Source organism: Streptococcus oralis, from assembly GCF_001579525.1.
GTDB lineage: Bacteria > Bacillota > Bacilli > Lactobacillales > Streptococcaceae > Streptococcus > Streptococcus oralis_M.
In genome coordinates, this window is sequence record NZ_KQ970788.1 from 494,116 (window position 1) to 507,088 (window position 12,973).

Annotated in this window: 8 protein-coding genes; 1 reads left to right on the top strand and 7 read right to left on the bottom strand. The window is 42.3% G+C overall.

Going from position 1 to position 12,973, the window contains the following annotated elements; translation table 11 throughout:
• Nucleotides 1-439 precede the first annotated feature (439 nt).
• From bgaA to miaA, 7 genes are all read right to left on the bottom strand, one after another.
• Complete coding sequence (gene bgaA, locus SORDD25_RS02425; protein ID WP_061852490.1) at nucleotides 440-7,414, bottom strand: LPXTG-anchored adhesin/beta-galactosidase BgaA; 6,975 nt, start codon at nucleotides 7,412-7,414, stop codon at nucleotides 440-442.
• Nucleotides 7,415-7,663: 249 nt separating this feature from the next.
• Nucleotides 7,664-8,419: an SDR family NAD(P)-dependent oxidoreductase gene (locus tag SORDD25_RS02430; protein WP_061852491.1), complete on the bottom strand. Its 756-nt coding sequence runs from the start codon at nucleotides 8,417-8,419 to the stop codon at nucleotides 7,664-7,666.
• A gap of 28 nt (nucleotides 8,420-8,447) precedes the next feature.
• Nucleotides 8,448-8,939 carry a DUF7832 domain-containing protein gene (locus SORDD25_RS02435; RefSeq protein ID WP_061852492.1) on the bottom strand — a complete coding sequence of 164 codons (492 nt, stop codon included), beginning with the start codon at nucleotides 8,937-8,939 and terminating at the stop codon, nucleotides 8,448-8,450.
• 29 nt (nucleotides 8,940-8,968) lie between these two features.
• Entirely contained in the window at nucleotides 8,969-9,898 is a 930-nt protein-coding gene (gene rnz / locus SORDD25_RS02440; RefSeq protein ID WP_000354326.1) for a ribonuclease Z, read from the bottom strand.
• Between the two features lie 14 nt (nucleotides 9,899-9,912).
• Nucleotides 9,913-10,536: a hypothetical protein gene (locus tag SORDD25_RS02445; RefSeq protein WP_061852493.1), complete on the bottom strand. Its 624-nt coding sequence runs from the start codon at nucleotides 10,534-10,536 to the stop codon at nucleotides 9,913-9,915.
• Nucleotides 10,529-11,767, bottom strand: a complete 1,239-nt coding sequence (gene hflX, locus SORDD25_RS02450) for a GTPase HflX (RefSeq protein ID WP_061852494.1) — start codon at nucleotides 11,765-11,767, stop codon at nucleotides 10,529-10,531. The genes SORDD25_RS02445 and hflX overlap by 8 nt, the downstream gene beginning before the upstream one ends.
• A complete protein-coding gene (gene miaA / locus SORDD25_RS02455) occupies nucleotides 11,760-12,644 on the bottom strand; it encodes a tRNA (adenosine(37)-N6)-dimethylallyltransferase MiaA (protein WP_061852495.1) in 885 nt (294 codons plus the stop codon). The genes hflX and miaA overlap by 8 nt, the downstream gene beginning before the upstream one ends.
• A gap of 120 nt (nucleotides 12,645-12,764) precedes the next feature.
• Between miaA and SORDD25_RS02460 the strand changes: the two genes are divergently transcribed.
• Nucleotides 12,765-12,935, top strand: coding sequence for a DUF3042 family protein (locus SORDD25_RS02460; protein WP_001051782.1), 171 nt, complete (start codon nucleotides 12,765-12,767; stop codon nucleotides 12,933-12,935).
• Nucleotides 12,936-12,973: the final 38 nt, after the last annotated feature.

Here is a 12,973-nt window from a genome sequence, read left to right on the forward strand (position 1 = left end):
ATTTATCATATTGGTTCTGTTTTTAATATAGAAACCTCCTTTAATTTTATTATAAAACAAAATTAACTTTTTTGTAATAATATAAGGTTATTACTCTTTACAAAATATTGACACTGTGTAAAATTTTAACTTATATTTTTATTTTATCAACTTAAAGCTTTCTCTCAAGTGACAGAATGCCTATAAAACTAGCTTCAATTTATAAGAAGCACTTAAAAAGCAACATATTAAAATATTACATTTATTTATAAGTTTGAATTATCTTAATTTTTATTCCGACTACTTTATATAATTGTTAATCAAATAAAATTGTATAATACTCAACATTCTTTCTGAAATTAATATAAATTTGGAATTTTTATTTGTCTTGAATTGAATACAAAAAGACCAGGTTTCCCTGGTCTTTCTGAAATACATTTAGAAGAAATAGTTATTCATTCTAGTCTTCTTTTTTTCCTTTAGTGGCCACTAGACCTGCACTCAAACCAAGAAGAGCTAAGCCTGCTGCTAGAGCTGCTTGACTTTCTGCACTTCCTGTATTTGGCAACTGCTCTTCTTGAGCTTGACTAGCTGCATTTGAAGCAATTTCTTTTGTATCTGCTTTTTCTGATACTTGTGGTTTTGTAGATTCTTGAGGTACTGGTTTAGTTGTTTCACCAGCCGTACCTACTTCTACGATGCGATCCTGAGCCATGACTTTATCATAGCTTTCTTTTTCAGTTCGCTTGCCATTTTCAACTTCGATCAAGTGAACACGGATACCTTTTTGTCCTTCTTGGAGGATACGAGTTTCACCTAGATACAACTTATCAGACTTACGTTCCTGAACCTTGAAGTCAATTGTTTCTTCTTCGATTACAAGTTCTGGTCTGTTAAGGACAAGGTTCTTCACTTCATCTTCTGGAAGGGAGGTTCCTGGTTTCGTTCCAACCAAGACGATGCGGTCTGTCGGAGCCTCTACCACTTCGCGAAGTTTTTCTTCCTTACTTCCATCAGGATTAATCGCTGTAAAGATACGTTCTTTACCAACTTTTCCTTCTTGTTCTACACGAGTTTCTCCTAGATACAGCGTTGAATCTTTTTTCTCAACTGTCTTGTAGGCCAAATCGCTTTCAACAAATTCGAGTTTTGGAAGTTCTTCTTGTACAGCAGCAACTGTCTTCTCAGAAACTGGTTTTTCCTTGGTCAACTGGATACGGTATTCCTTGACTTGTTTTCCACTTTCTGAAACAAGACGAACAAGTACTGGAAGGCTATCGTCTCCGCTATCTATAACTGTTGAAGCCACTTGGTCTGTTTCCTCAACTGAAACTTTTGGACGTTGTCCGCTATAAGTTACCTGATAGTCTTGACGGTTTTCAGCGAAATCAGGAAGTTCTTTTCCATCTACAAGAATCTTCGATTGCGTGCTTTCTTGAGGCAATTCGCTTGGAGCAAGGAAGGTCATTTCAATTATCGCAACACCCTTCTTATCCGCTTTGCGCTCCATACGCCATCTCATGGCTTTGGCTTTGACAGCTTTAAAGGTAACGTTAATTTCATCACCGGCTTCAATGTCTTTATCCGCACGATAAGGAACAGCTTCCCAATTTTCTGGATTGTTGAATGGATGGTCTGCGTCGTAGGCTTGGTAGTTTGAATAGTAGGTTGGCACTTCAAACTCTGGACCAATATAGCGTTCCAAAACGAGTTTAGATGGTGCATCTGTACCACTATCTGCAAAGAAGTGAAGTTTGGCTTGAGCAACAGTCCGTTCTACAATCTTACCATTTTCACGGAAGATCACACCCGCTGATACTTCTGGATTAGAAGATGGTGTTGGAGACCAGTTTGTCCAACAACGATTTTCAGAATGATCTCTATCATTGATATAGTCAACACGGTCATGAGAACTGTCGTCAATATCATTAGTTGCTGAGGCAAAGGCTTGGTTACTATTTTCATCATAGTCAGGGTTGTCTGAGAGGGCCTCACCAAGTTTGTCTGTCACTCGTACAGAGAATTCCGCAACGAGGTCGCTACCAAGGACACGGCCTCGAACAGTAAATTGACCTGCTTTTGTCAGATTTTCTGCTGGAACTTCTTCCCATTCAACTACCAAGTCTTTTGTTTCGTAACCGTCTTTACCTGTGAAGTAAACAGGAACCTTCGTTGGCAATTCAAGTGGTTGCCCTACTTGTAGCAAGCGAGCTTGTTTGACCGCAGCAAGAGGTTTACGAGAAAGTAAGTCTTTGTCCTTAGTGAAATGTAGACGGTATTCTCCTAAGATGTCGCCATTTTCAGCTTTAGCGATGACACGGACTGGCTCACCTTCACGAACACTTGGAACGACGGTAGCGAGACCATTGTTGCTAACACTTGCTGTTACTGCAGGAACTTTTCCATCTGCAGACTCAAGGTAGTAGTCTGTCAAATCAGGGTTAAAGTTTGCTAAATCTTTACCGTCAACTTGGATTCTCGTTTGTCCTTGTTTGGCTGCCGCAACTTGTTTCGCAAAGATTTGTACTTCTGTGATAGAAGTTCCAAGTTTGTTGTCTGCTCTTACCATACGAATGCGAACCGCATAGGTCTCAACTTTATCAAAGCTAAAGTGATTCATTTCTCCAGCTTTTAATTGAGCTGGTGCTTTGAGATTGCTTACCTCTTTCCAGTTGGCAGGATCGTTAAAGACATGATTTTCAGTTTCAACAAAGCTAGGGTTTTTAGGTGCTGTTGGAACGGTATTACCGACGTAATATTCAATCACATAAGACTTCGGTACACCAACTCCGTGGTCTTCGTGGAAGCCAACGCTTAAGTTATCAACAGAGCGTTTGCTCAAAATACCAGAGTCACCAAAGAGAACTCCTACTGATGCGTCTTTCTTACGATTCCAGTTTGTCCAACGGTTGGCTGGTTGGTTATTGTAGGAAATGAGCTTGTCGTTAACATTTGAAACAGGGTCGCTTGGATTTGAGTCTGAAGCAAAGGCCAGTGGCAATTCTGAACCGGTCCATTGGTCAGAAATATTTGCTCCCTTCTCAGTTTGAGCAGATACGCGAACATGAAGTTTAGTTGTTAATTGCGTACCTTCTAGGCGACCATTAACTGTAAAGACACCTTCCTTGGCGTATTGGTCTGATTGAATCGCATCCCAAGTAACCTTAGCTGATGAAACGTGACCATTTGAATCGTAGGTACGAACGCTTTCTGGTAATTGAGGCGCTTCTGCGATTGGGGTCGTCACACTGACTTCTTCAACTGAAACGATGCCTTCTACAGAGACTTTTGCACGCGCCTCAAGGTCAATACCTTCAACTTTACCTAGAACTTCAAAGGTTTGATAGTGGTCGAGTTTTTCTTTTGGAATGGCTTGCCAAGTGACTTTATGAGTTTTAGGGAAACCTTTGTCATACTCAACCGTTACTGTTGTTGGAAGAGTAGGTTCTTGATGCAAGTCTGTCACTACATTTACTGGACGGATAGATTGCGCAACCTTCGTCTCAGTATTGGCTTGGATAGTGAGTTCAACTTGGCCTTTAGCTCCCTCATATTCCGCTTTCAGAGTGACTGCTCCTGGCTTATGTAACTCAAGCATTCCTTTACGAACCGCGACTTCCCCTTCACCACTTGTAGAGAAGGTTACTTTATCAGCTGGTAAAACTGCTTGTGTTCCATCTTGATAGTGAGCGAGTACAGACAATTTCACTGTTTGGTCTTCTTTAAGACCGTCAGCTTGCTCTACTTGTAAGCTCAAGTGGTCAATTTTCGGTGCTTCTTCGAGGAACTGAATAGCATACATTTGAAGAGGGCCACCATCATTTGGTTGAACAAAGATGCTTGCACGCATACCGTTTGCTGCACTTGCTTGCACCACTGTAACAGCTGCATTTTCAGCACTTGCTGCGACTTTTGGTAACTTAGCTCCATAAGCAAGAGTGCGGTATTGCATTGGTTTTTGGCTACTAAGTCCTGTGACAGCTTCATCACCAACAGTTACATTTGGTACTGCAGGAGCCGCAGGATTACCTTCTTCTACCACAAGGGTAGCGTGAATAGTCTCACCACCCAGTTGACCAGTCATTTGAATACGTGATCCTGCAACTGACAGTTTAGCTTTATCTGCTTCCGAAATCTCCCACTTATCAACTTCGTATTCTTGTACGCTTCCATCCGTAACAGCAATAGAAGCGTATTTGTCAACAGCGCTCAAGTCTGTTCCTGGAGCAACACGCTTAACAGTTGGAAGCTCATTTGCGATTGCTAGAATTTCGACACGGGCCTCAACTTCGCGTCCGTCTGCCATACCTTTAACAGTCACAACTCCTGCTTGGCTCACATCAACTGAAGACCAAGTTACTGGACGTTTTTCACGACTGCCATCACTGTAGATAAAACCGACTGTCTTCGGCATTTTTGGTTCTTTCTCAATAACAGTACGTACTTTTGGTACTTCTGTTCCGAGAACGGTCTTTTCTTGGTCTTCTTTTTTACCAGTAAAGACCGTTACTTGACCAGATTTCAAGAGATCTGAATGGGCTGTTAGAGTGAATTTACCTGCTTGCTCAGTTGATTTAACAATGGCAACCCCTTTACCGTTAAAGGCTCTGCGAATCCAAGAACCATCTGCTTGTGCCTTATAACGTTCACGGCTGGCTTGTTCCCCATTATCTACACCGACAAGTTGACCTTGGCCATGCAATTGGAAGCGAACTAGATTATTAGCAGTTGGTACCACATTTCCTTGGCTGTCTACAATTTCGTAGTAGATGTAAGTCAAGTCTTTTCCATCTGCTGCGATTGCGTGTTCTTCCTTGATGAGACGAACACCTGCTGGTTGGCCTGCAGTCGTGTTCTTATCACGTGCAATTTCGTTTCCAGCTTCATCGCGAGCTACAGCTTCCAAAGTACCTGGTTGATAAGCAACCTTCCACTCAAGATAGAGTTCCTTGGCATTCGCACCTTCTTGGTAGGTACGGCCATCACTGGTTTGTTTCTTGTTGAACTTTTTAACTCCAAGAGATTGACCGTTCAAGAACAATTCAACGCTTGCAGCGTTTGAGTAGGCACGAACTGGGATTTTTCCGTCTGAATCTTCAACTTTCGATGCCAATTCTCTATTTTCCCAGTTCCAGTGAGGAAGGAGGTGCACCATTGGTTTCTTCTTGGCAGAAACCCATTGGCTTTGGTAGAGATAAAAGTCATTTTTTGGAATACCAGCTGTATCTACGATACCAAAGTAAGAGCTCTTAACGGGAGTTTGGTTTTGGTTGTGCCATGGTGTAGGTTCACCGATATAGTCCGTACCTGTCCAGATAAACTGTCCAGCATAGCCAGCGTTGTCACGGTCAAACGTCCATGAATCTGTTGCCGTTTTACCCCAGCCAACTCGGTCATTACCATAGTCAGACTGTTCGTAATGACGCTCAGGTCCGTTACTATGTTTCAATTCTTGTTCAGGGCGATAGTAACTTCCACGTGTACGGGTTGCTGAAGATGTTTCTGAACCATAAATCAACCAGTTTGGATGTTTCGCACGAAGTTTCTTGTAGTTGTCTTCTGAATAGTTGAAACCAACTGCATCGAGTTCTTCGGCAATCTTCTCATGACCACCGCTACCATCACCAAAGCGGAACTTATCTGCTCCCATAGTAACATAACGTGTAGTATCAACATCTTTAATCACTTTTACTAAGCGTTTAACCGTTGCAAGAGAGTGAGCCTTTCCATCTGCTTCACCAATTTCATTCCCGATAGACCACATGAAGACAGCTGGGTTATTTTTATCTCTTTCGACCATGGTACGAAGATCGTAGTCAGACCATTTTTCACCTTTTCTAGCTTCTGGGTGAGTAGCGTCTTTTTCAAAGAAACGTCCGTAGTCATAAGGTTTCTTGCCACCATACCAAGTATCAAAGGCCTCTTCCTGAACCAGCAAACCAAGTTCTGCTGCGATTTGCAAGGTCTGTGGACTTGCAGGGTTATGAGTTGTACGGATGGCGTTAACGCCCATCTCCTTCATTTGTTTGAGACGACGGTATTCTGCCTTATAGTTTTCTTCTGCTCCAAGCGCTCCGTGGTCATGGTGCAAGGAAACACCATGGAATTTAATGCGTTCACCATTCAAAGAGAAACCTTCATTTGGAGTCCAGTGATAGTAACGGTAACCAAACAAATCTTTCTTAGAATCAACCAATTGACCGTCACGGTAAACACGCGTAATCAATTCGTACAAGGCAGGTTTATCATTTAAAACTGTCCAGAGTTTTGGTTGTTCAACTTCTAAAATCGCATCTAGGCTTGTTGATTCATGTGCTTTTAAAGTACGGCTTGCTGTACGAACCAAACCTGTTACAGCCTGACCACCACGTTCAACGATTTGATACTCTGCCACCAATTCATGGTCTTTATCATCTGTATTGACGATTTTGCTGGCTACATGAGTTTCAACCTTACCATGTTGCTGTTCTTCTAGTTTTGGTGTTAAGATAGTTGTTCCATTTTTTTCAACATGAACCTTATCAGTCACTTGCAAGGTTACATCACGGTAGATACCACTACCTGAGTACCAACGGCTACTTGGCTGTTTGTTAACCGCATGGACAGCAATCACATTCTCACGACCATCTTTGTGAAGGTATTTGGTGATATCGTATGAGAACTGGTTATAACCATTTGGATAATGCCCCACTAACTGGCCATTGACATAGACTTGAGAATCCATATAGACACCATCAAAGGTCGCTCGAACATTTTTCTTGAGATCTTTTTCATCAAGTTTAAAGGTCTTGCGATACCAAGCTTCACCACCATTGAGCTGTCCACCCTCGTTTTGGGCAGGTGACTGATGGTCAAAATCGTTAAAGATACTCCAGTCGTGTGGAAGATCCAATTTTTGCCATGTTGATACGTCTGCATCTGATTTCACAGCTTCTTTAGGATTCGCATTGAGTTTAAAGTGCCAATTTTGATTAAAATTCACTTTTCTATCTTCAATCATTTGATTCACTTCTTCATTTGTCGCAGCTTTCAAATCTTCCTTGACTGGCTTTTCTTGACTTGAAGCTTGAGATTCTACCTTTGGAGCTGTTTCTTCAGGTTTTAGAGACGCTTTCTCCTCTTTTGGAGCTACAGGTTCATCTTCTTTCACCTCTGGTTTGCTTGCTTCAATTTGAGCAGCTTGACTTTGGTCGACACTTGCAGCATCCTTGTGCTCTGCTACAGCTTGATTTTCTTTTTCCTCCACTGCCGGACTGTCCTCTTTTGCTTGCTCCACAGTGTGGGTGATAGGAGTTTCATCCGCGAAAACTGGTGATTCTCCAACAACACTTCCTCCAAATAGAACCACACAGGTTCCAATCATGACAGAGCAAGCGCCTACGGCAAACTTACGAATGCTATAGACTCTTTTACGATTCCAATGGCCATTTTCCATAAAATCCTCCTTTAGCAACCGCTTCCATTTAATTGTAAGCGTATTACTTTTTCATAGTCTTCTACTCTTATTTTATAAAATGATATAGATAACTTCAATCCTCCAAACTAAAAAATCATATTTTTGATTGTTTTTTCTAAAATATGTAGAAGATTCAAAAAATGTGAATGTAGATTTAGAACAAAAAACAAACATTTCTTGTCACTCAGTAAAATATCATAAAAAAGTTCCTTACAAAAGGAACTTTTTTTACTTATAATTAAAGATTCCCCCTGCCAACTTATCAGCTAGCTTGGGAAAGAGGGTATAAAACTTATGGGCTAGGTTCAACAAAACTGGGAGATTGAGTTCCCGTTTGTTTTTTCCTATGGTTTTGACAATCTTTCTAGCCACTGCATCTGGTTCTAAAAGAAAGCGGTCAACCGACTTGAGGTAGCTCCCATATGGGTCTGCATGATCAAAAAAGGTAGTACGAATCGGTCCTGGATTGACCGTCGTTAGATAGACACCATAGGGCATGAGTTCGAGGCGCAGAGCGTTTGAGAATCCAATAGCCGCAAACTTGGTCGCTGAATAGAGACTGGACTTGCTAGTCGCTATCAAACCTGCCATACTGATGATATTGATGATATGGCCTTTTCGACTTTCCTTCATACGAGCCACAAGGCGCCGAGATAGATTCATCAGAGCAAAGGTATTAACCTCAAACATCTGGTGAATGTCTTGATCAGAGATATGGTCGAAATCTTCAAAAATTCCATATCCTGCGTTGTTAATCAAGACATCAATCTTGCCATAACGGAGATAGAGGTCAGCTACCAGAGCTTCTATGGCTGAGTCATCAGTAATGTCGATTTCAATCCATTCCACATTAGGATGATTTCCGTAGAGTTGAGCTAATTTTTCCTTGTTTCTACCTAGTAAGATGAGTTGATCATTTGGCAAGAGTTTGACCATTTCTTGGGCTAAGCCACCGCTAGCCCCAGTGATGATGATGGTGCGCATCTCTATTCCTTTCAAAGTGTTGGTCAATTTAATGAAATCTTTTTCCAGCTAAATAATGAGCATAAGCTTGATCAATGACAGGAGCAAACAGATAATAATCCTCCCAGCTACCTAAAAATTCTAAAGGCAAATCATACAAGTCATTGACTACAAATTCGGAATAATCATCCATATACTGATGTTCATAATAGTCATTTACAAAAGCCTGAAAATCCTTTGTAATATCCATTGTTCCCAGTTTACCATCGCACCAGTCTAAAAGATAATCAACACCCAAAGTTTGCTCATTTTTTACACTTTGGAATACCGTTTCTTCATCAGGAGACATGATTTCTTTGGCATCATGCTGGATGAGCCAAGTAACGAAAAAACCGATATGATTCGCAGCCCAACGATAAATCTCCCGATAATCTTTTTGGGTTAGCTCTTCTTTTTGTAATGAATAGCTGTGCAAGTAGTTGGTTAATGCATTTTCAAAATACCAATCTGCTTTATCCAATAAACGATTTTCAACAGTCATCTTATTTCCCTCTCAACGAACTTGAAGAATTATAACTCAACTTCTTCCAAGTCTTTAACCACATGGACATTTTCAAAAACAGTTGCTGCATCTTTCTTGAGCTGACTGATATCTTTTGAGAGGAAACGAGCACTGATATGATTGAGCAAGAGGCGTTTAGCACCAGCTTCTGCTGCTACTTGTGCTGCCTGCATATTGGTTGAGTGACCGTGGTTGCGGGCAATCTTCTCATCACCCTTACCATAAGTGGACTCATGGACAAGGACATCGGCATTGACAGCTAGACGCACACTGGCATTGGTTTTTCGGGTATCACCCAGAATGGTGATAATCTTACCTGGACGTGGCGCTGAGATATAGTCAGCAGCCTTGATTTCAGTTCCGTCTTCTAGAACAACGTCCTGACCGTTTTTGATTTTTCCAAAAAGCGGGCCAAATGGAACACCAGCAGCCTTAAGTCTTTCAGCATCCAAGGTACCTTCTAAGTCCTTTTGCATGACACGATAGCCAACACAGAAAATAGTGTGGTCCAGCTCCTCTGCATACACAGTGAATTTATCGGTCTCAAGGATTTTTCCTAGAGAATCTTGGTCAAACTCATGAAAATGCATGCGGTAAGGCAGACGAGAACCTGACACACGTAGACTGGTTAAGACAAATGACTTAATCCCTTGTGGTCCATAAATGTCCAAATCTGTCTGCTCTTCATTGGCCTGAAAGGCACGACTAGAAAGGAATCCTGGCAAGCCAAAGATATGATCTCCATGCAGGTGAGTGATAAAGATTTTGCTGACCTTACGTGGTCGGATTGTGGTTTCCAGAATGCGATTTTGCGTTCCTTCTCCACAGTCAAAGAGCCAAACTTCGTTAATCTCGTCCAAGAGTTTCAGGGCGAGACTTGAAACGTTGCGGGCTTTAGAGGGCTGACCAGCCCCTGTTCCTAAAAATTGAATATCCATTCGATACTTTCTAATTAATCAATATATAACATGGCTGTGCGATTTTCCGATCGGAAATGGCGCTTGCCAGTAAAAGCTTTAGACTCTTGAAGCAAATCCTCTTGGCTGTAACCTTTGAGACGCTTGCGACCATCTGCTAAACTTTCTAAATCAGTCAAAGCTGTGAGATTCTTCACGCTAACAACTTCCTCATCTCCAGCATCCTTCATGTAAATCTTTCCAGATTCTTCAAAGACGAGTTGATGGGGGAAAATTTGCGCAATTTCAAAGAGCAAGTCAGCTGTGATTACTTCCTCAGCTTCTGAGAAAATCCGCCCCAGTCCCTCACTCTCATAGCAAAAGCCAAAGGATTTGCCAGATAAATTAAGACGAATAAAAGGCTTATTTTCAAAGGTGAAACTTGGCTCAGCATTGTAGAGATTCAGTTCCTGACTGAGTTCTGCAAAATAATCCGTCGCAGCTTCAGGACTCTTTTTCTGGTAGAGTTCAGCAAAGTAGGCATTGACTACACTCGGAGGAGGGGTGATGAGAGTCAACTGCTCTTGCTCTGTTTTAGCAGCTAGAAGTTGATCCAGATAGACCTTATCCAGACTTGTATAGCCTCCATACTTTAGAGCCAAAGTTTTAATATCAGTCATAAAATTCCTCTAACCTCCATTTATTTTTCTCGGAAATATAGCCTGTAATCACTTCACCGTCATCCTGATAATCACGTTCTTCCAGAATCGCAACACTTTCTAAATCATGAATCTTGTAAGACTTTGAAAAAGGCACGCGCAGGGTAAAGACTTCAAAAATATCCTTGATCTTCTCCAAAAACAATGCTTGCAACTGCTCACGACTATCCTCAGACTTGGCAGAAATGAGGGCATACGGCGTTTGGGTAGGCATGAAATCCTCCACTAAATCCGCTTTATTATAAAGAGTCAGGCGAGGAATATCCTCCATATCCAAGTCTTTCATGATAGACAGAACCGTTTTTTCATGTTCCTCGTGATAAGGATTGCTGGCATCGATGACATGAACCAGAAGATCCACATGCTTGCTTTCTTCCAAGGTTGACTTGAAACTGGAAACCAATTCAGTCGGCAAATCCTGGATAAAACCAACCGTATCTGTCAAGGTAACCTGAAGATTGCCCCCTAGATGGATGCTCTTTGTCGTCGCATCCAGGGTCGCAAACAGCTCGTCTGCTTCATACTGGGTCTTAGTGGTCAAGGTGTTCATGATGGTTGATTTCCCAGCATTGGTGTAGCCAATCAAACCAATCTTAAAGGTGCTTGACTCCAGACGTTTTTCTCTGACTGTTGCCCGATTTTTCTCTACCACCTTGAGCTGACGCTCGATATCTGTGATTTGATTACGAACACTACGACGGTTCAGTTCCAGCTGACTTTCACCTGGACCACGGGAACCAATTCCCCCTGCCTGACGGCTGAGCATAATTCCCTGACCAACCAAGCGAGGCAAGAGATACTTGAGCTGGGCCAGGTGGACTTGGAGTTTCCCTTCATGGCTTCGAGCCCGCATGGCAAAGATATCCAGAATCAACTGCATACGGTCAATCACCTTGACACCCAGAACTTCTTCTAGATTGACATTTTGCCGTGGCGTCAAGCGATTATTGACGATGACAGTAGTAATTTCTTCTGCATCTACCATGAGTGCAATCTCTTCCAACTTACCAGAGCCCACAAAGGTCTTGGAGTCATACTTTTCCCGTTTTTGCCTGTAGCTATCGACTACGACTGCTCCAGCAGTCTTAGCCAGACTGGCCAATTCTTCCATGGAGAGGTCAAAATTGTCCATGCCCTGCAATTCCACACCGATGAGCAGGACTCGTTCCTCTTTTTTCTCCGTTTCAATCATCTAAAAACTCCTCAATCTGGCTTAAAATGCGGTCCTGAACGTCAGGCTCTCCTATCTGATAAAAGGTAACCTGCATGCGATTACGGAACCAGGTCAACTGACGCTTAGCAAAATGACGAGTTGCCTGTTTGAGACTCTCGCTGGCTTCCTCGAGAGTCTGCTCTCCTCGAAAATAGGGGAAGAGTTCCTTGTAGCCAATGCCTTTGGCTGCCTGCACATCTGGATAATGGTCAAAGAGCCACTTGGCCTCATCCAAAAGCCCAGCCTCAAACATCAGATCTACTCGGCGATTGATACGATCATAAAGCTGACTGCGTTCATCATCCAAGCAGATAATCAGTGGTTCATAAGGACTTTCCTGATTTTCCAAATCCTGACCAAAATGGGCAATCTCCAAGGCACGCATGGCACGACGACGGTTAAACTGGGGAATTTTAAGACCTGCTTGCTCCACAAGATGGGCTAATTCCTCATCTGAATAAGACTCTAAACTAGCGCGATAGGCTAAAATCTCCTCATGAGGTGTCTCCCCACCTAGATGATAGCCTTCCAGCAAACTCTGGATATAAAGTCCGGTACCTCCCGCTATAATAGCAAGCTTGCCACGACTTTGAATATCCTCAATAGCCTTCTTAGCTTCTGAAACAAAATCAAAAGCCGAGTAAGACTCGGTCACCTCTCTGACATCAATCAAATGATGAGGAACAGCTGCTTGCTCCTCTGGGCTAGCCTTGGCCGTCCCAACATCTAACCCTCTGTATACTTGCTGACTGTCACCACTGACGACCTCTCCACCAAAGCGCTTGGCCACTTCAATAGCAAGGGCTGTCTTCCCAACAGCAGTCGGTCCAACAATCACAATTATTTTTGTTTTCATCTTTTTTCCTTGAAAAATTTCCATTTTTTCGTTACTATTATTATATCACAAAAAGGTCAGTCAGAAAAATGCTACCACTTGAGGAGCCTGGCTGATCGGGAAGATAAAGGAGGAAGACTCATGGCTAAAGGATTCGCTAAAGGTCTTGTAACAGGTGTCGCAGGAACTGTCGCTGCCGTTGCAGGTGCAGTATACGCAATTAAAAAGAAAGTGATTGAGCCAGAAGAGCAAAAAGCAGCTTTCATCGAAGAAAACCGCAAAAAAGCAGCTCGCCGCCGCGTATCACATTAAGCAACAAAAGAAGTTGAGAAATCTCAACTTCTTTTTAT